Genomic DNA, 18196 nt, shown 5'->3' with positions numbered 1-18196 from the left:
ACCTGCGCTCCAGTGGTAAAGCAGACACATTGATACATCAATCTGCGCGAAATTATGCGAACCCGTGTCGGATGATCGCCGCCCTATGTCAGCAGCGGACAGTGTTTATTCCACTTCTGCCCGGCTATTCATCTGGCAGTGCTTCAAGGTCTGCGGAGATAATTGCCGGTAAGTTTTGGGTAATCTTTTCTACCGGCCAGTCCCACCAGGCCAGCTTCTCTAGTCGGGATATGGTTTCATCGGTAAAACGCTGCCTGATAACTCTGGCCGGGTTGCCACCCACAATCGAATAGGCCGGGACATCCGACGTCACAACAGAACGTGACGAGATTATTGCGCCGTTGCCGATTTTAACGCCTGGCATAATCAGCGCCTGATAACCCATCCATACATCATTACCAATCACCGTATCGCCTTTATAGGGCAGATCGCCGGCCTGAGGCTGGGCTGTTTCCCATCCGTTTCCGAAAATGTAAAACGGAAAAGTGGAGAAACCCGCCATGTTATGGTTTGCCCCGTTCATGATGAACTGAACGCCTCTGGCTATCGCGCAGAATTTACCAATGATCAGTTTGTCACCAATAAAGGGGAAGTGATAAAGGACATTGCGCTCGAAGTTTTCTGAGTCTTCAGGATCATCATAATAAGTAAAATCCCCGATTATGATGTTGGGGTTTTTCACCGTATTTTTGATAAAACAAACCTGTGGGAAACCTTCCATTGGATGGGGATTAGCGGGATCCGGTCCGTACATACTCTCTCCTAAGCGCAACGTTAGTTCGTTCCAGTGTACACCATCAAGCCTGTCGTTCCTTTCGTGCAAGCCCGGGCTTCATTATCTGCTCATCGCGCGCCGGCCCCGGCTGTATTGCCGGCTCCTGTTTCCTCTTTCCGGGATGGGCCCGGCAGAGATTCAGCAGATATATAAACGGTTGTTAATTCTGTTTGTGTGCAAAGAAATCTGATTCCTGTAAATTAAATTCTTCTGCATTCTGATAAAGAGTTTTACATGCTGACCGGACTCAATCACCTCACCCTCGCAGTTAGCAACCTGGCCAGTAGCCTGAATTTTTATACGGAGACCCTTGGATTCACCCCCAAAGCGGCATGGGATCACGGCGCTTATCTTTCGCTGGGTGAACTCTGGCTCTGTCTCTCTGTGGATACCGTCTCTGCTGGAAATGATTACACACACTATGCATTCACTATTCCTGGTGACGAATTTGATGCGTTCGTTGAGCGATTGAGAGCGGCGGGTGTGACAGAGTGGAAGCGCAATAAAAGCGAGGGGAACTCCTTCTACTTTCTGGACCCCGATGGCCACAGGCTTGAGATCCATGATGGCGATCTTGAGAGCCGTATCAGAGCCTGCCTTGCTCAGCTTTATCAGGGAATGACGTTCTTTTGATTGATTGACTCCCGGCCCGGCAGAGAAAATGACCGCTGAAGCGGGGGCTATCACCCCATGCCCGGCGGTTTCCTGCCAGTCACTCACCCTGACAAGCACTCCTCATTTTTCAGCCACCACATTCACCTCTCCTTCACCCCCGCGTCACGGTTCTGTCATCTGATCCCCTCAAGCTAACACCATCCCGCAGCGTCTTTTCACTGCGTTCCCACTCTGTAACCCGTGAGGATTTCATCGTGATGGAGTTATCCAGACATCCGACCACTGTCTATCAGGCTGTTGCCGCACAACTGGAGCAGGCGCTCAAAGAGCGCTACCGCTGCGGCGACTATCTTCCTTCCGAGCAACAGCTGGCCGATCACTATGAGGTGAATCGCCACACGCTGCGTCGGGCGGTGGATGAGCTGGTGCACAAAGGGCTGCTGCAGCGCCGTCACGGCGTCGGCATCCTGGTTTTGATGCGCCCTTATGACTATCCGCTGCATGCCCAGGCGCGATTCAGCCAGAACCTGCTGGAGCAGGGCAGTCATCCCACCAGCGAACGGCTGCTGGCGGTGCTGCGTCCGGCCAGCAACGACGTTGCCAATGCGCTGGGCGTGAAAGAGGGCGACAACGTCATTCATCTGCGCACCCTGCGTCGCGCCAACGGCGTGCCGCTCTGCCTGATTAACCATTTCCTCGCCGACCTCAGCTGGTGGCCACAACTTCAGCAATTTAACAGCGGATCGCTGCACGACTTCTTGGTTGAGCACACCGGAAAGCAGCTGGTACGCACCCAGACCCGCATCAGCACCCGCCGGGCGCAGGCCAAAGAGTGTCGGCAGCTCGACATCGCGCTGCATTCCCCACTGCTCTGCGTGCGGACCCTGAACAAAACCAGTGATGGCGCGGTGGCGGAATACTCCGTCAGCCTGACGCGCGGTGACATGATTGAACTGACTCTGGAGCACTAATGGAACAGCAAACGGATCGCCAGCGCTGGCTGTCGGTGCTGGCGCACAGCAGCGCCGCCTTGCTTGAGACGCACTGGCAGGCGCTTAACCTCCAGCCCGCCTATACCCTGATCCGTCCGGCAGAGATCGGGCTGACGCGGTTGCAGGCGCGGATGGGGGCCACCGGCCAACGCTTTGTGATGGGCGATGCCACGGTGACGCGCGCGGTGGTGCAGCTCAGCGACGGCACTCTGGGTTACAGCTACCTGTTAGGGCGCGACAAAGCCCATGCCGAGCGCTGCGCCCTGCTGGATGCGCTTTTACAGCAGCCGGAAACCCGGCAACTGCTGGAAGAGAAGATTATTACCCCGCTGGCGGCGTGGCGCGATGAGCAGCGACAGCTGCGCGCCCGCGAGATCGCCAGCAGCAAAGTGGATTTCTTTACGCTGGTTCGCGGAGATAACTGATGACTTTACTGGCAAGTTTTAACCATCCGGTGGCGGATGCGCAGCGCGCGTTTCGCCGCATTCTGAAAGCGATGAGCGAACCGGGCGTGATGGTCTCGCTGCCGCTGCAACAGGGCTGGGGCGCACTGTCACCGGCGGCCACGGCGCTGCTGCTGACGCTGGTCGATCAGGAAAGCCCGGTCTGGCTGGATGCGGAAATTGACAACGAACAGCTGCGCAACAATCTGCGCTTCCATACCGGTGCGCCGATCACCACGCAGCAGGATGCACCATTCGCCCTGAGCCATGCGGCGGCGCAGCCCGATCCGACGCAGTTCGCAGCGGGTGACAACATGTCACCGGAAAAAAGCACCACGCTTATTATCGAAGTGCCGTCACTGAATGGCGGCCTGACGCTGCGCCTCTCCGGCCCTGGCCTGCGCGAAACCCGCGCCATCGCGCCACAGCTGCCCGAAAGCGTGCTGGAATATCTGCGCACTCGTCCACATCCGTTTCCACAGGGCGTGGACCTGATCTTCACCTGTGGCGAAGCGATTATGGCCGTGCCGCGCACCACTGTTGTGGAGGTGTGCTGATGTATGTCGCGGTGAAAGGGGGCGAAAAAGCCATTTCAAATGCCCACCAGTTGCAGGCCGATCTGCGGCGCGGCGATCGGGCGGTAGCCGAACTCGGCTGCGATCAGGTGGCGCAGCAGCTGGGACTGGCGGTGGATCGGGTGATGACCGAAGGCGGGATTTACGATCCCGAACTGGCGGCGCTGGCGATTAAACAGGCCAGCGGCGATCTGGTCGAGGCGATCTTTCTGCTTCGCGCCTATCGCACCACGCTGCCACGCCTGGCGGAGAGCACGCCGCTGGCGACCGGTGCGATGCGCATCGAACGCCGCATCTCGGCGGTCTATAAAGATCTGCCGGGCGGCCAGGTATTGGGGCCAACTTACGACTACAGCCACCGTCTGCTCGACTTCACCCTGCTGGCCAATGGCGAAACGCCCGCCGCGCCGCGTGACGATCGTTCGGTACCTGACCAGTGCCCGCATATGTTCAGCATGATGAGCGATGAAGGGCTGGCCGCCGCTGAGATGGATGACGGCAGCGAGCCTGTCGATATCACCCGCGAGCCGATGAGCTTTCCCGCCTCACGCGCCGCCCGCCTGCAACAGCTGGTGCGTGGCGACGAAGGCTTTCTGCTGGCGCTCGGCTACTCGACCCAGCGCGGCTATGGCCGCACCCATCCGTTTGCCGGCGAGATCCGCACCGGCACTCTCAGCGTCAGTATCTGTCCCGAAGAGCTGGGTTTTGAGCTGGAGATCGGTGAGCTGCTACTGACGGAGTGTGAAATGGTCAACGGCGTTGCCCACAGCGACGACACGGCGCCGCACTTTACCCGGGGCTATGGGCTGGTGTTTGGCCGCGCCGAACGTAAAGCGATGGCGATGGCGCTGGTGGACCGGGCGCTGCAAAGCCGCGAACAGCATGAGCGTGTTACCAGCCCGGCGCAGGACGAAGAGTTTGTGCTGTCGCACGCCGACAACGTTGAAGCCGCAGGCTTTGTCTCGCATCTCAAGCTGCCGCACTACGTCGATTTCCAGGCGGAACTGGAACTGCTGAAACAGCTGCAGCACGATTATCAGGAGCGCAACCATGGCTGAACTCACCGGCTATAACAACGGCTATCTCGACGAGCAGACCAAGCGCACCATCCGCCGCGCCATCCTGAAAGCGGTGGCGATCCCTGGCTATCAGGTGCCGTTCGCCGGACGTGAGATGCCGATGCCCTACGGCTGGGGCACCGGCGGCATCCAGATCACCGCCAGCGTGATTGGCGATCAGGATGTGCTGAAAGTGATCGATCAGGGCGCAGATGACACTACCAATGCGGTGTCGATCCGCCAGTTCTTTAAGCGGGTCAGCAATGCTGCCACCACCGAGCGCACCGCCGATGCCACCCTGATCCAGACCCGGCACCGCATCCCGGAAACGCCGCTGGAAGAGGATCAGATCCTGATTTTCCAGGTGCCGATTCCGGAGCCGCTGCGCTTTATCGAGCCGCGCGAAACCGAAACCCGCACCATGCATGCGCTGGAGGAGTACGGCATCATGCAGGTGAAGCTGTATGAAGATATCGCCCGCTACGGCCACATCGCGACGACTTACGCCTATCCGGTCCGGGTCAACGATCGCTATGTGATGGATCCATCGCCCATTCCCAAATTCGACAACCCGAAGATGCACATGATGCCCGCGCTGCAGCTGTTTGGTGCCGGGCGTGAAAAGCGCATCTACGCCTTGCCGCCTTACACCCGTGTGGAAAGCCTGGACTTCGACGATCATCCGTTCACCGTGCAGCAGTGGGATGAACCCTGCGCGCTGTGCGGCTCGCGCCACAGCTATCTCGATGAGGTGGTAATGGACGATCAGGGAACGCGGATGTTTGTCTGCTCCGACACCGACTTTTGCCATCAGCAGCAGGAACAGCAACATGCACAGTGAACAGCCGCTGCTTGCGGTGAACCAGCTCACCCACCTTTATGCGCCGGGCAAAGGGTTTGAGCAGGTCAGTTTTGATCTCTGGCCCGGTGAAGTGCTGGGCATTGTCGGCGAGTCCGGCTCCGGTAAAACCACGCTGCTGCAGAGCCTGTCGGCGCGTCTGACGCCGCAGCAGGGCAGCATTCTCTATCAGAATCGCGACCTCTATCAGATGAGTGAAAGCGATCGCCGTCGCCTGCTGCGCACCGAATGGGGCGTGGTGCATCAGCATCCGATGGACGGGCTGCGTTCGCAGGTCAGCGCGGGCGGCAATATCGGCGAACGGCTGATGGCGACCGGACAGCGCCACTATGGCGATATCCGCGCCGAGGCGAGCCGCTGGCTGCAGGCGGTGGAGATTGACGCCGGTCGCATCGACGATCTGCCCACCACCTTTTCCGGCGGTATGCAGCAGCGTCTGCAGATCGCCCGGAACCTGGTGACGCAGCCGCAGTTGATGTTTATGGATGAGCCGACCGGCGGGCTGGATGTGTCGGTGCAGGCGCGACTGCTGGATCTGCTGCGGACGCTGGTGCGCGAACTGAATCTGGCGGTGGTGATTGTCACCCACGATCTCGGCGTGGCGCGACTGCTGGCGCATCGCCTGCTGGTGATGAAGCAGGGGCGGGTGGTGGAGAGCGGTCTGACTGACCGCGTGCTGGACGATCCTCATCATCCTTACACTCAACTGCTGGTCTCTTCGGTGCTCAATTAAATGACAACTATCACTCCGCGCCTGCGGGTAGAGAATTTGTGTAAAACCTTTGTGCTGCATAACCAGAACGGCGCGGCGCTGCCGGTGCTGCACAACGCCAGCCTGACGGCAGGCGAGGGCGAATGCGTGGTGCTGCACGGTCACTCCGGCAGCGGTAAATCCACACTGCTGCGCGCGCTTTACGGCAACTATCAGCCCGACAGCGGCCACATTCGGGTCGCGCATCAGGGCGAGTGGATAGACATGGCGCAGGCATCGGCGCGCCAGATTATCGCCCTGCGCCGCGACACGCTGGGCTGGGTCAGCCAGTTTCTGCGGGTGATCCCGCGCGTGCCGACGCTGGAGATTGTGATGCAGCCGCTGCTGGAGCGCGGCGTCGAGCGCGCCTTATGTGAAGCACGTGCCGCCGAACTGCTGACCCGGCTCAACGTGCCGCAGCGTCTCTGGTCGCTGGCCCCGTCCACTTTCTCTGGCGGAGAGCAGCAGCGCGTCAATATCGCTCGCGGCTTTATCGCCGACTATCCGGTGCTGCTGCTGGATGAACCCACCGCCTCGCTCGACAGTGTCAACAGCGAGGCGGTGGTGAGCCTAATTGAACAGGCGCGCGCCCGTGGTGCCGCCATCGTCGGTATTTTTCACGATCGGGCGGTGCGCGAGCGGGTAGCGGACCGGCTGCACCTGATGCACCCAATCGAGACAGGAGCGCAGGCATGATCATCAATAACGTCAGACTGGTGCTGGAAAACGAAGTGGTAACCGGATCGCTGGAGTTTCGCGACGAGCGCATCAGCAGCTTCAGCGAAACCACCAGCCAGCAGCCGGGCGCGCTGGATGGCGAGGGCGCCTGGCTGATGCCGGGTCTGGTGGAGCTGCACACCGATAACCTCGACAAGTTTTTCACGCCGCGTCCGAAAGTGGACTGGCCGGCACACTCGGCGATGAGCAGCCACGATGCGCTGATGGTCTCCAGCGGCATTACCACGGTGCTGGATGCGATTGGCGTCGGGGATGTGCGCGACGGCGGGCACCGGCTGGATAACCTCAGCAAGATGATCGACGCCATCCGCGACAGCAACCGCAAAGGACTGAACCGGGCCGAGCATCTGCTGCATCTGCGCTGTGAACTGCCGCATCCCACCACTGCGCCGCTGTTTGAAGCGCTGATGGGCACGCCAGAGCTGGCGCTGGTGTCGCTGATGGACCATTCGCCGGGCCAGCGCCAGTATGCGTCGCTGACGAAGTATCGCGAATATTATCAGGGCAAATATCAGCTCAACGACGCGGAGATGGATCAGTTCGAGCATGACCAGCTCACCCTGGCAGCAGCGTGGTCACAGCCCAATCGTCAGGCGATTGCCGGACTCTGCCGGGAACATGGCATCGCCATTGCCAGCCATGATGATGCCACCGCGGCACACGTGGAGGAGTCCCATGCGGCAGGCAGCCGCATCGCGGAGTTTCCTACCACGCTGGAGGCGGCACGCGCCTCGCGTTATCGCAATATGCAGGTGCTGATGGGCGCGCCAAACATCGTGCGTGGCGGCTCGCACTCCGGCAACGTCGCCGCCTGGGAGCTGGCGTCACACGGCCTGCTGAATATTCTCTCCTCCGATTACTATCCGGCGAGCCTGCTGGATGCGGCGTTCCGGCTGGCAGATGATGAGCGCAACAGCCTCGGCATGGCGCAGGCGATCGCACTGGTCACCTGTAACCCGGCGCGCGCCTTAGGGCTCGAAGATCGCGGGGTAATCGCCGAAGGCTGCCGCGCCGATCTGGTGCTGGCGCACACCGCACACGGCTACCCGCATGTGCGGCACGTCTGGAGCAAAGGCCGGCAGGTGTACTGATGGCGCGGCTGATCTGGCTCACCGGTCCCTCGGGCTCGGGTAAAGACAGCCTGCTGGATGCGCTGCGGGCGGCACCTCCGCCACGGCTGCTGATCGCCCATCGCTACATTACCCGCGCCGCCGATGCGGGCGGTGAAAACCATGTGGCGCTCACCGAAGCGGAGTTTGCCCGTCGCGTCGCGCTGGGACTGTTCGCGGTGAGCTGGCAGGCGCACGGTTTCAGCTATGGCATTGGCTGTGAGACGGAGCAGTGGCTGCTGCGCGGGCAGAATGTGGTGGTGAATGGTTCGCGGCTGCATCTGGCGCAGGCGCAGGCCCGTTTCGGCTCGCAGCTGCTGCCGGTCTGTCTGCAGGTCACACCCGCCGTGCTGGCAGCGCGGCTGCGCCAGCGCGGACGGGAAGATGAGGCGGAGATCGCCCGGCGGCTGGCGCGCGCCGCACAGCCGCAGCCCGATGGCTGCATTATCCTCAACAACGACGGCGCGCTGGCGGATACCGTGTGCCTGCTGCGTCAGATACTGGAGGCGCATCAATGAAACTCTCTTATCCTGGCACCGGCGGAGACAGTCCGGCATCGACATCCGCCACCGAAGGCGCATCAATGAAACTCACTTTTCTGGGTACTGGCGGGGTCACTGCCGCACCACTGCCGGGCTGCGCCTGTCGCGCCTGTCAGCGTGCGCAGCTCAACAGTGGCTATGCGCGTGCGCCCTGCAGCGCGCTGATTGAGTTTGGTCGCGAGCGCATCCTGCTGGATGCCGGCTTGCCGCTGCTGGCGTCGCGCTTCCCGCCCGGCACGCTGACGCGCATTCTGCTGACCCACTACCACATGGATCATGTGCAGGGGCTGTTTGCGCTGCGCTGGGGAGTGGGTGCGCCGGTTCCGGTCTGGGGGCCACCCGATCCGCGAGGCTGTGACGATCTCTACAAACACCCTGGCCTGCTCGATTTCCGTCCCGCCTTAACGCCGTTTGTAGCGCACGCCTTTGGAGAACTGCAGGTCACGCCGCTGCCGTTGCAACACTCGAAACTGACGCATGGCTATCTGTTCGACTGGCACGGCACCCGGCTCGCCTGGCTGTGTGATACCTGCGGATTGCCACCCGACACCGCCGACTTCCTGCGCGGTCAGCCGCTGGACCAGCTGGTGATTGACTGCAACGATCCGCCGCAAGCAGAACCGCGAAACCATAATGATGTGACCCAGGCGCTGGCGATAGCAGAGATGCTCCAGCCGCGTCAGACCTGGCTCACCCATCTCAGTCATGAGATGGATAACTGGTTAGCTGAGAACCCGTTGCCGGACGGCGTGCTGGCTGCCCGTGACGGCCAGACATTGCTGTGCGGCGCGCACTGGCCTGTCACGGTTTGATCATCTGACTGTCATCTCGTGTTCATCGCGTCACGCCTTAATAACCCGCAGAACGCAATCAGCGATGACGGAGAAACCATGGCACAGGCACTTCTGAAAACGGTGGTCGACAACGACCTGCCACCGGCCAGCCTCAGCGGACAAAAAGTGTTGTCGGTGCAGAAACTGAGCAAAGCCTACGGCGACACTCAGGTGCTGCATCAGGTCAGTTTCGACCTGCACGCCGGTGAGCTGGTGGCGGTGATTGGCCGCTCTGGCGCGGGTAAATCGACCCTGCTGCACATGCTCAACGGCACGATTGAAGCGACTTCCGGCGCGATTATCAGTCTGCATCATGGCGAAGCGGATCGTAACGTGGTTACGCTCAACAGCCGCCAGCTGCGCGAATGGCGCAGCCAGTGCGGCATGATCTTTCAGGATTTCTGTCTGGTGCCACGCCTCGACGTGCTGACCAACGTGCTGCTGGGCCGTCTGAGCCAGACCGGCACGCTGAAATCCTTCTTTAAAATCTTCTCCGACAATGACCGGGCGCACGCCATCGAACTGCTGCAGTGGATGAACATGCTGCCGCAGGCGCTGCAGCGGGCGGAAAACCTCTCTGGCGGGCAGATGCAGCGTGTGGCGATCTGCCGTGCCCTGATGCAGAACCCCAAAATCCTGCTGGCCGATGAGCCGGTGGCGTCACTCGATCCCAAAAATACCAAGCGCATCATGGATGTGCTGCGTCAGGTCAGCGAGCAGGGCATCAGCGTGATGGTCAACCTGCACTCGATTGAGCTGGTGAAAAGCTACTGCACCAGGGTGATTGGCATTCAGCGCGGCGTGGTGCTGTTTGACGGCCATCCTTCAGGACTGACCGACAGCCTGCTGCACCAGCTGTACGGCGATGAACTTAACCAAATCCATTAACTTCCACAGCAAGAGAACAACCCCGAATGAAACTGACTTCTTTAGCACTCCTGACCAGTGTAATGGCGTTTGGTGTCAGCGCAGCGGATGCGCCGAAACAGCTTAATCTGGGGATTCTGGGCGGTCAGAACGCCACCCAGCAGATTGGCGATAATCAGTGTGTGAAGACCTTCTTTGATAAAGAGCTGGGTGTGGATACCCAGATGCGCAACGCCTCCGACTACTCTGGCGTGATTCAGGGTCTGCTGGGTGGCAAGATTGATATGGTGCTGAGCATGTCGCCAGCCTCGTTTGCGTCGGTCTACATTCAGGACCCGAAAGCGGTGGATGTGGTTGGCATTGTGGTGGATGACAAAGATCAGTCACGCGGCTACCACTCGGTGGTGATCGTCAAAGCGGACAGCCCGTACAAAAAACTGGAAGACCTGAAAGGGAAATCTTTCGGTATGGCCGATCCCGACTCGACGTCCGGCTTCCTGATGCCGAACCAGGCGTTTAAGAAGATGTTCGGCGGCTCAGTGGATGACAAATATAACAACACCTTCTCCAGCGTGACCTTCTCCGGCGGCCATGAGCAGGACATTCTGGGCGTGCTGAATAACCAGTTTGATGGCGCAGTGACCTGGACCTCACTGGTCGGTGACTACAACAGCGGCTATACCTCTGGCGCGTTTGGCCGTCTGATCCGCATGGACCATCCTGATCTGATGAAGCAGATCCGCATTATCTGGCAGTCACCGCTGATCCCCAACGGTCCGGTGCTGGTCAGCAACAAGCTGCCCGCTGACTTTAAAGCGAAAGTGGTGTCGGCAATTAAAAAGCTGGATAAGGAAGATCACGCCTGCTTCGTGAAAGCGGTGGGCGGCGAGCAGCATATCGGTCAGGCGACGGTCGCCGATTATCAGAACATCATCGATATGAAGCGCGACCTGATGAAAGGCAGCCGCGGCTAAATCCAGCCACTCCTTACCTTCTCCGCTCAGGCGGGGAAAGCGGGACGCGGCAAACTCGCCTGCGTCCCGCTGCTTTAGCGCCGGAGATCCCCTTTGACCGAATTCGAACACTACTACCAACGCATCCGCCGCCAGCAGAAACGAGACACGCTGCTCTGGTCACTGCTGCTGGTGGCACTCTACCTGGCGGCGGGCAGGGTGGCAGAATTTAATCTGCTTACCGTCTGGCAGTCGCTGCCGCACTTCTTTGACTACCTGCACGAAATCCTGCCGGTGCTGCATCTGCCGCTGCTGTTTGCCGACGGCAAAACCGAAGGCTCGCTGGCTTACTGGGGCTATCGCCTGCCGATCCAGCTGCCGCTGATCTGGGAAACACTACAACTGGCGCTGGCTTCGACGCTGGTGGCGGTGGCACTGGCCGCGGTGCTGGCCTTTTTCGCCGCCGACAATACTCAGACGCCGGTCAGCGTGCGGATGACGATTCGCGCCTTTGTCGCCTTCCTGCGCACCATGCCGGAGCTGGCGTGGGCGGTGATGTTTGTGATGGCCTTTGGCATCGGGGCGATCCCCGGTTTTCTGGCGCTGGCGCTGCACACCGTGGGCAGCCTGACCAAGCTGTTTTACGAGGCGATTGAATCGGCGTCAGATAAGCCGGTACGCGGCCTGGCGGCCTGCGGAGCCAGCAAACTGCAGCGGATGCGCTTCGCTTTCTGGCCACAGGTTAAGCCGGTCTTTCTCTCCTACAGCTTTATGCGACTGGAAATTAACTTCCGCTCCTCAACCATCCTTGGGCTGGTCGGCGCAGGCGGCATCGGCCAGGAGCTGATGACCAACATCAAACTGGACCGCTACGATCAGGTCAGTATTACGCTGCTGCTGATCCTGATTGTGGTGTCGCTGCTGGATACGCTCTCCGGCCAGCTTCGTCGCCGTGTGACAGGAGACAGGACATGATAAGCACCGTTCCCGATATCGCGCTAATGAAGCAGCAGCATCGTGAACTCTTCGCCGCACAGCCGCGCTATCTGCGTCGCCTGGCGCTGATGACACTGGCGGTGCTGCTCTATTACCTCTTTTTCTTTTCGGTGTTTGGTCTGGAGTGGTCGCGTTTGCTGATGGGCTGCCAGCAGCTGGGGCGCTATTTCCTGCGGATGTTTGTCTGGCACGACTTCCTGAACTGGCCGTTTGGCTACTATCTGTCGCAGGTCGGCATCACCTTAGGGATTGTCTTTGCCGGCACGCTGACTGCCTCGCTGCTGGCGCTGCCGCTGTCGTTTCTGGCGGCGCGCAACGTGATGCACAGCCGAACCGCGAAACCGCTGGCGTTTCTGATGCGCCGTCTGTTCGATCTGCTGCGCGGCATCGACATGGCGATCTGGGGGCTGATCTTCGTCCGGGCGGTCGGCATGGGGCCGCTGGCCGGGGTGCTGGCGATTATCCTGCAGGATGTCGGTCTGCTCGGCAAACTCTACGCCGAAGGGCACGAAGCGGTGGAGCGTTCACCGGGTCGCGGACTGGGCGCCGTCGGCGCCAACAGCCTGCAGAAACACCGCTTCGGCATCTTCACCCAGTCATTCCCGCAGTTTCTGGCGCTGAGCCTTTACCAGATAGAGTCCAATACCCGCTCAGCGGCGGTGCTGGGCTTTGTCGGCGCCGGGGGAGTCGGTCTGGTTTACGCTGAGAATATGCGCCTGTGGAACTGGGATGTGGTGATGTTCCTGACGCTGATTCTGGTGGTGGTAGTGATGGTGATGGATGTGATCTCCAGCCGCCTGCGCAAGCGCTACATCAGTGGGAAGCCGGTACCGTTGTGGCAGCCTGCTGGGCGCGATTAAGCCGTTCGCTGCGCTGCCAGGCGCGCTGTAACGCCTGCACCAGCTGTGCCTGCTGCCAGGGCTTCGCCAGCCGTTCGCACAGCGGCAGCGTCACCGGCTGGTGGCGCAGGTCCTGACCGCTGATGAGCAGCGTCGCCAGCTGCGGCCAGTTCTGCTGCGCCTGGCGGATCACCTCCGCACCGTTAATCTCGCCGGGCAGCATCAGGTCGCTGATCAGCAGGTCGATATCAGGTGTCTGGCGCAGCAGCGCCAGCGCCTCTTCACCGTCACCACACTCCAGCGTCAGATAGCCCAGCTGATGCAGATGCTCACAGAGCGTCTGGCGCACCGCCGGTTCATCATCCAGCACCAGCACCAGCCGGTTACTGGCCGCCGCAATGTCCGTCTCAATGTGCACAGGCGATGGCGGGGTGATCACTGCCGCGACGGCAGCTTCCGGCGCGCGTGGCAACAGCAGCCGCACCGTTGTGCCCTGGCCTGGCGCGGTTTCCAGTTCGATCTGGCCGCCTGACTGCCGTACAAAACCATAAACCATCGACAGGCCCAGCCCGCTGCCGCTGCCGGTAGCCTTGGTAGTGAAAAAAGGCTCAAACACCTGCTCACGAACCCCGGCCGACATGCCGCAGCCGTGGTCTATCACCTCGATTGTGACCCTGTCACGCTTTTCATCCCCCTCCAGACGACGCTGATTCCAGATGCGCAGCCGGATTTCACCGCTTTGCTGATGCATCGCATCGCGGGCATTCACCACCAGATTCATCAGCGCATTTTCCAGCTGGCTGGCATCAATCCAGGCGGGCCAGCCGGGACGCTGCGCATCAATAATCAGCTGCTGACCGGGCAGCAGCGAGTGCTGCAGCAGCCCCTGCAGGTTATCCACCAGCGTCACCACCGACACCGCACGGGGATAGAGAGCCTGCTTGCGTGAGAACGCCAGCAGCCGCTGGGTCAGCTGTGCAGCGCGGTCGGCCGCCTGCCGCGCCCGCTCAATCCGGCTGGCCAGCGGGCCGGGCGTCAGCTGGCCTTCGGTCAGCGCCAGACTGCCGATAATCACCGCCAGCAGATTGTTGAAGTCGTGCGCCAGTCCGCCGGTCAGCTGGCCGACCGCCTTCATCTTCTGGCTGTGCTGCAGCGCCTCCTCCAGCGTTTTACGCGAGGTCCGGTCCAGCACGGTATTGACCATGCCGCGCCGCGGGATTGGGCTGAAGCGCAGCTCAAGCGTACGACCATCGTCCAGCCGGATCTCCTGCGGCTCACCGGGATCGTGCAGATCCACCGCCAGCGGCGCCAGCAGTTGCTGCCAGGGAACGCCGCGATGCAGTTCATGCGGCGCGATGCCGAGCAGTTCCGCATACTGGGCGTTCCACACCACCAGCTGCCCGTTGTTATCAAACAGCGCAAAGCCGTCGCGCATCGCCAGAAAGGTGGATTCCAGCTGGTTGCTCTTCTCTTTCAGCAGCCGTGAGGTGTGAGCCAGAGAGGCGGTATTACGCGCAAAGACGTTAAAGGCCCGCGCCAGCTCGCCCAGCTCGTCGCGGCGTTGCAGCCCTGGCACGCTGACGTTCTGCTCGCCCTGCGCCAGCCGCGTCATGGCCCCGGCAATCGCCGTCAGGCTCGACCCGAGATTGCGGTAGATGTAGATACCGGCATAGCCGGTAATTGCCAGCGCCAGCAGCGCAAACAGCGCGATAAAGCCGATGATGGAATCCAGCTCACGGTGGGTCGCCAGGGTACGCGCCTCGCTTTGCAGCGCGACCTGCTGCACCGAGGCGCTGATATCTTCATTCAGCATCGCCACCAGCGCTTTAATCCGGTAGGTGGCATAGGCGATCGCCAGGTCGCTCTGTTCCAGCGCCTCCGCCAGCGGCAGGAGGCGCTGCTGGGTGGCCAGCAGTCGCTGCACATTTTCGCCAGTCACGCCCGTCAGCGGCACGTTGCGCCACTGCGCCATCACCTGCTGGAGCTGTTCGATGACGGCGATGGGCGAGGGTGTGCGGATCGCGATGGTGATCAGCCGTTCGGTTTGCTCCCGCAGTGCGGCATCCGGCAGCGTCCGCTGTTCCCGCTGCACCAGCTGGTCGATATGGCTGAGCAGAATCTGCGTCTGCCACAGGTCGCTCAGCATGTTGTTGCGCTGCAGATGACGCTGGTGGCCGGTCAGCAGCAGGCTGTTAATCGTCTGTTCCAGCATCAGGCTGCGGGCGCGGATCCGGGCGATGCGCTCCGGCTGACGTGCCGCCAGCGGCGCACTGGCCAGCAGGCTCAGCGACTGCTGCAACGCCTGCTGATTCTGCTGCAGCCGCTGTGATTCGCTCTGATACTCCAGCGCGCCCACCACCTGTGACAGCCGCACTGCCGCTGTCGCCACGTTGGCGGTATCCCGCGCCAGCGCCAGGCTGCCGTTCATGTCGGCCAGGGTCTGTGCCTGCGCCTGCTCCTGAATCGCCCCGGCATGACGAAAGCCGAAGATCGCCACCACGCTGACCATCAGCGTGACCGACACCACCAGCAGATTGAACAGCAACAGGCGTCCACGTGCCCCGGCCTGCCACGGATAAGTGCGCTGCATCCCACGACCTCTTATTCACTGCAACGATGGGCCGAGTATAGGAGCGTGCAGGCGGGCGTTTATGACAAATATGAACGGCCGCTGACATTTTCCGTTTATCTGGCGTTGCTTTACTGACGGCTATCCACAGTCCGCAGGAGCGAGGCGATGACAGCCACACCGATACTGGAAATGCGGGGAATTACCCGGCGCTTCGGCAGCTTTTATGCCCTGAAGGGCGTCGATCTCACGGTTTACCCCGGTGAGGTCCACGCGCTGATGGGGGAGAACGGCGCGGGTAAAAGCACACTGATGAAGATTCTGGCCGGTGCCTATACCGCCAGCAGCGGGGAAATTTTAATTGAAGGCAAGCCCTGGGCGCTGAAAGGGCCGAAAGAGGCACTGGCCGCCGGGATCACCCTGATTTATCAGGAGATCAACCTGGCACCCAACCTGACGGTGGCGGAGAACATTTTTCTCGGCAGCGAAATCGCGCCCGGCGGGCTGGTCAGGCGGCGGCAGATGGCCGAAGAGGCGCAGCGGGTCATTGACCGGCTCGGCGCGCAGTTCAGCGCCTGGGATCTGGTCAGCCGTCTGAGCATCGCCGAGCAGCAGCAGGTGGAGATCGCCCGCGCGCTGCAGCGCAACAGCCGCATTCTGGTTATGGATGAGCCGACCGCCGCGCTCTCCAACCGCGAAACCGAACAGCTGTTCGCGCTGATCAAACGGCTGCGCAGCGAAGGCATGGCGATCATCTATATCAGCCACCGCATGGCGGAGGTATATGAGCTGTCCGACCGCGTCAGCGTGCTGCGCGACGGGGAGTATGTGGGCAGCCTGACCCGTGACCAGCTTAACGCCAGCGAACTGGTGCGGATGATGGTCGGACGGCCGCTCAGCGACCTGTTTAACAAAGACCGTGCTATCCCGCTGGGTGATATCCGGCTGGCGGTCAATCACCTTACCGACGGCGGCAAAGTGCATCCCAGCAGTCTTGAAGTGCGGGCCGGAGAGATTGTCGGCCTGGCCGGGCTGGTGGGCGCAGGCCGCAGCGAACTGGCACAGCTGATTTTTGGCGTGCACAAGCCGAAAGAGGGCGAGATCTGGATCGATGGCGAGAAGGTCACCATCCATTCACCGCGCGATGCGATTGCACGCGGCATCGGTTTCCTCACCGAAAACCGCAAAGAGCAGGGACTGTTTCTGGAGATGGCGGCGCAGGAGAACATCGTGATGGCGACGCTGGAACGTGACGCCAGTTACGGGATGCTGAACCGCCGCAAAGGGCAGACCATCGCCAGTGAGGCGATCGCTGCACTCAATATTCGCGTTCCTCACGCTCAGGTCCGGGCAGGCGGTCTGTCGGGCGGTAACCAGCAGAAGCTGCTGATTTCACGCTGGGTGGCGATTGGTCCGCGCATCCTGATCCTCGATGAACCGACGCGCGGCGTCGATGTCGGGGCGAAAAGCGAGATCTACCGGATGATGCAGGAGATGGCGCGGCAGGGTGTGGCGATTCTGATGATCTCCAGCGAACTGCCGGAAGTGGTCGGGATGAGCGACCGCGTTTACGTGATGCACGAAGGCACCATCGTCGGTGAGCTGGAGGGCAGCCACATCAGTCAGGAAAATATTATGACGCTGGCAACCGGTGCGCACAGCGCGTCAGCAGGCGAAATCTAAGGAGACCACCATGACACAACTGGCCCGCACCAAAGCACCGACGCTGAAACGCGCCCTGATGGGCGATCTGCTGCAAACGGTGGGTATCCTGCCGATTCTGATCCTGATCGTGGCAGTATTTGGTTTCGTCACGCCGAACTTCTTTACCGAAGCAAACCTGCTCAATATCACCCGTCAGGCGTCGATTAATATCGTGCTGGCGGCGGGCATGACCTTTGTGATCCTCACCGGCGGCATCGACCTGTCGGTGGGGTCAATGCTGGGGACCACCGCGGTGGTGGCGCTGGTGGCATCACTGGATCCGATGCTGGCTTCCATGACCATTCCGATGGCGCTGGGCGCAGGCCTGGTGATGGGGCTATTCAACGGCATCCTGGTCGCCTGGGCCGGGTTGCCGCCCTTTATCGTCACGCTTGGCACCTACACCGCGCTGCGCGGAGCCGCTTACCTGCTGGCGGATGGCACCACAGTAATCAACTCCGATATTAACTTTGAGTGGATCGGCAACGGCTATCTCGGGCCAGTGCCGTGGCTGATTGTGATTGCCTTTGCGGTGATCGCCATCTGCTGGTTCATCCTGCGCCGCACCACGCTGGGCGTACATATCTACGCGGTCGGCGGCAATATCCAGGCGGCGCGTCTCACCGGGATCAAGGTCGGAATGGTGCTGCTGTTTGTCTACGGCATGAGCGGCCTGCTGTCGGGGCTGGGCGGTCTGATGAGCGCCTCGCGGCTTTACAGCGCCAACGGCAACCTTGGGGTGGGCTATGAGCTGGATGCGATTGCGGCGGTGATCCTCGGCGGCACCAGCTTTGTCGGCGGCATCGGCACCATCACCGGCACCCTGATTGGCGCACTGATTATCGCCACGCTGAATAACGGCATGACGCTGATGGGGGTCTCCTATTTCTGGCAGCTGGTAATCAAGGGTGCGGTCATCATCATCGCGGTCCTGATCGACAAATACCGTACCCGTCATCATGTGAGTTGAGTCTTATA

General features: G+C 61.0%; 19 protein-coding genes. 17 read left to right on the top strand and 2 right to left on the bottom strand.

Annotation, left to right across the window (positions count from 1 at the left end; all coding sequences use genetic code 11):
• Window positions 1–124 precede the first annotated feature (124 nt).
• Window positions 125–754, bottom strand: coding sequence for a Vat family streptogramin A O-acetyltransferase (locus HFD87_RS10680; RefSeq protein WP_033758258.1), 630 nt, complete (start codon window positions 752–754; stop codon window positions 125–127).
• 255 nt (window positions 755–1009) lie between these two features.
• Here HFD87_RS10680 and fos point away from each other — a divergent pair, with 255 nt between their 5' ends.
• The 15 genes from fos to phnE (HFD87_RS10605) all read left to right on the top strand — a co-directional run bounded on the left by fos (window position 1010) and on the right by phnE (HFD87_RS10605) (window position 12966).
• On the top strand, window positions 1010–1408 hold the full coding sequence (fos, locus tag HFD87_RS10675) for a fosfomycin resistance glutathione transferase (RefSeq protein ID WP_167423394.1): 399 nt from the start codon (window positions 1010–1012) through the stop codon (window positions 1406–1408).
• A gap of 239 nt (window positions 1409–1647) precedes the next feature.
• Window positions 1648–2361, top strand: coding sequence for a phosphonate metabolism transcriptional regulator PhnF (gene phnF, locus HFD87_RS10670; protein WP_010247805.1), 714 nt, complete (start codon window positions 1648–1650; stop codon window positions 2359–2361).
• Window positions 2361–2807: a phosphonate C-P lyase system protein PhnG gene (phnG, locus tag HFD87_RS10665; RefSeq protein ID WP_167423393.1), complete on the top strand. Its 447-nt coding sequence runs from the start codon at window positions 2361–2363 to the stop codon at window positions 2805–2807. Before phnF ends, phnG begins: the two co-directional genes overlap by 1 nt.
• The gene (phnH, locus tag HFD87_RS10660) at window positions 2807–3382 is read left to right on the top strand and encodes a phosphonate C-P lyase system protein PhnH (protein WP_010247799.1); all 576 of its coding nucleotides are present in this window, start codon (window positions 2807–2809) and stop codon (window positions 3380–3382) included. Before phnG ends, phnH begins: the two co-directional genes overlap by 1 nt.
• Window positions 3382–4458 (top strand): carbon-phosphorus lyase complex subunit PhnI, encoded by a 1077-nt coding sequence (locus HFD87_RS10655; protein ID WP_033758254.1) that lies wholly within the window; start codon window positions 3382–3384, stop codon window positions 4456–4458. The genes phnH and HFD87_RS10655 overlap by 1 nt, the downstream gene beginning before the upstream one ends.
• A complete protein-coding gene (locus HFD87_RS10650) occupies window positions 4451–5299 on the top strand; it encodes an alpha-D-ribose 1-methylphosphonate 5-phosphate C-P-lyase PhnJ (protein WP_010247794.1) in 849 nt (282 codons plus the stop codon). The genes HFD87_RS10655 and HFD87_RS10650 overlap by 8 nt, the downstream gene beginning before the upstream one ends.
• Window positions 5289–6050, top strand: coding sequence for a phosphonate C-P lyase system protein PhnK (phnK, locus tag HFD87_RS10645; protein ID WP_013358336.1), 762 nt, complete (start codon window positions 5289–5291; stop codon window positions 6048–6050). Before HFD87_RS10650 ends, phnK begins: the two co-directional genes overlap by 11 nt.
• Complete coding sequence (gene phnL, locus HFD87_RS10640) at window positions 6051–6764, top strand: phosphonate C-P lyase system protein PhnL (RefSeq protein ID WP_033772090.1); 714 nt, start codon at window positions 6051–6053, stop codon at window positions 6762–6764. It abuts the gene before it with no gap.
• The gene (gene phnM, locus HFD87_RS10635) at window positions 6761–7897 is read left to right on the top strand and encodes an alpha-D-ribose 1-methylphosphonate 5-triphosphate diphosphatase (protein ID WP_010670886.1); all 1137 of its coding nucleotides are present in this window, start codon (window positions 6761–6763) and stop codon (window positions 7895–7897) included. Before phnL ends, phnM begins: the two co-directional genes overlap by 4 nt.
• Entirely contained in the window at window positions 7897–8433 is a 537-nt protein-coding gene (gene phnN, locus HFD87_RS10630; protein WP_167423392.1) for a ribose 1,5-bisphosphokinase, read from the top strand. The genes phnM and phnN overlap by 1 nt, the downstream gene beginning before the upstream one ends.
• Window positions 8434–8498: 65 nt before the next feature.
• The gene (gene phnP, locus HFD87_RS10625) at window positions 8499–9269 is read left to right on the top strand and encodes a phosphonate metabolism protein PhnP (protein ID WP_064703786.1); all 771 of its coding nucleotides are present in this window, start codon (window positions 8499–8501) and stop codon (window positions 9267–9269) included.
• Window positions 9270–9347: 78 nt separating this feature from the next.
• Window positions 9348–10178 (top strand): phosphonate ABC transporter ATP-binding protein, encoded by an 831-nt coding sequence (gene phnC / locus HFD87_RS10620; protein ID WP_167423391.1) that lies wholly within the window; start codon window positions 9348–9350, stop codon window positions 10176–10178.
• A 26-nt stretch (window positions 10179–10204) separates the two neighbouring features.
• Window positions 10205–11131: a phosphonate ABC transporter substrate-binding protein gene (gene phnD / locus HFD87_RS10615; protein ID WP_010247773.1), complete on the top strand. Its 927-nt coding sequence runs from the start codon at window positions 10205–10207 to the stop codon at window positions 11129–11131.
• A gap of 93 nt (window positions 11132–11224) precedes the next feature.
• Complete coding sequence (gene phnE / locus HFD87_RS10610) at window positions 11225–12085, top strand: phosphonate ABC transporter, permease protein PhnE (protein ID WP_010670882.1); 861 nt, start codon at window positions 11225–11227, stop codon at window positions 12083–12085.
• Entirely contained in the window at window positions 12082–12966 is an 885-nt protein-coding gene (phnE, locus tag HFD87_RS10605) for a phosphonate ABC transporter, permease protein PhnE (RefSeq protein WP_167423390.1), read from the top strand. The genes phnE (HFD87_RS10610) and phnE (HFD87_RS10605) overlap by 4 nt, the downstream gene beginning before the upstream one ends.
• On the opposite strand, the gene HFD87_RS10600 is transcribed toward phnE (HFD87_RS10605), so the two are convergent.
• Window positions 12920–15535, bottom strand: coding sequence for an ATP-binding protein (locus HFD87_RS10600; RefSeq protein ID WP_167423389.1), 2616 nt, complete (start codon window positions 15533–15535; stop codon window positions 12920–12922). The two genes, phnE (HFD87_RS10605) and HFD87_RS10600, sit on opposite strands and share 47 nt — an antisense overlap.
• A 147-nt stretch (window positions 15536–15682) precedes the next feature.
• Here HFD87_RS10600 and HFD87_RS10595 point away from each other — a divergent pair, with 147 nt between their 5' ends.
• The gene (locus HFD87_RS10595) at window positions 15683–17197 is read left to right on the top strand and encodes a sugar ABC transporter ATP-binding protein (RefSeq protein ID WP_167423388.1); all 1515 of its coding nucleotides are present in this window, start codon (window positions 15683–15685) and stop codon (window positions 17195–17197) included.
• Window positions 17198–17207: 10 nt separating this feature from the next.
• Entirely contained in the window at window positions 17208–18188 is a 981-nt protein-coding gene (locus HFD87_RS10590) for a ribose ABC transporter permease (protein ID WP_010670880.1), read from the top strand.
• Window positions 18189–18196: the final 8 nt, after the last annotated feature.

Origin of the sequence: Pantoea sp. EKM21T (assembly GCF_011800405.1) — a bacterium.
GTDB classification, from domain to species: Bacteria; Pseudomonadota; Gammaproteobacteria; order Enterobacterales; family Enterobacteriaceae; genus Pantoea; species Pantoea agglomerans.
This window is presented reverse-complemented; position numbering and strand designations above follow the sequence as displayed.

Coding starts and splice junctions, on each gene's coding strand:
- fos (WP_167423394.1), top strand. CDS start 1,010: ATGCTGACCGGACTCAATCACCTCACCCTCGCAGTTAGCAACCTGGCC.
- phnC (WP_167423391.1), top strand. CDS start 9,348: ATGGCACAGGCACTTCTGAAAACGGTGGTCGACAACGACCTGCCACCG.
- HFD87_RS10655 (WP_033758254.1), top strand. CDS start 3,382: ATGTATGTCGCGGTGAAAGGGGGCGAAAAAGCCATTTCAAATGCCCAC.
- phnF (WP_010247805.1), top strand. CDS start 1,648: ATGGAGTTATCCAGACATCCGACCACTGTCTATCAGGCTGTTGCCGCA.
- phnH (WP_010247799.1), top strand. CDS start 2,807: ATGACTTTACTGGCAAGTTTTAACCATCCGGTGGCGGATGCGCAGCGC.
- phnM (WP_010670886.1), top strand. CDS start 6,761: ATGATCATCAATAACGTCAGACTGGTGCTGGAAAACGAAGTGGTAACC.
- phnL (WP_033772090.1), top strand. CDS start 6,051: ATGACAACTATCACTCCGCGCCTGCGGGTAGAGAATTTGTGTAAAACC.
- phnN (WP_167423392.1), top strand. CDS start 7,897: ATGGCGCGGCTGATCTGGCTCACCGGTCCCTCGGGCTCGGGTAAAGAC.
- HFD87_RS10590 (WP_010670880.1), top strand. CDS start 17,208: ATGACACAACTGGCCCGCACCAAAGCACCGACGCTGAAACGCGCCCTG.
- phnG (WP_167423393.1), top strand. CDS start 2,361: ATGGAACAGCAAACGGATCGCCAGCGCTGGCTGTCGGTGCTGGCGCAC.
- phnD (WP_010247773.1), top strand. CDS start 10,205: ATGAAACTGACTTCTTTAGCACTCCTGACCAGTGTAATGGCGTTTGGT.
- HFD87_RS10600 (WP_167423389.1), bottom strand. CDS start 15,535: ATGCAGCGCACTTATCCGTGGCAGGCCGGGGCACGTGGACGCCTGTTG.
- phnE (WP_167423390.1), top strand. CDS start 12,082: ATGATAAGCACCGTTCCCGATATCGCGCTAATGAAGCAGCAGCATCGT.
- phnK (WP_013358336.1), top strand. CDS start 5,289: ATGCACAGTGAACAGCCGCTGCTTGCGGTGAACCAGCTCACCCACCTT.
- HFD87_RS10595 (WP_167423388.1), top strand. CDS start 15,683: ATGACAGCCACACCGATACTGGAAATGCGGGGAATTACCCGGCGCTTC.
- phnP (WP_064703786.1), top strand. CDS start 8,499: ATGAAACTCACTTTTCTGGGTACTGGCGGGGTCACTGCCGCACCACTG.
- HFD87_RS10680 (WP_033758258.1), bottom strand. CDS start 754: ATGTACGGACCGGATCCCGCTAATCCCCATCCAATGGAAGGTTTCCCA.
- HFD87_RS10650 (WP_010247794.1), top strand. CDS start 4,451: ATGGCTGAACTCACCGGCTATAACAACGGCTATCTCGACGAGCAGACC.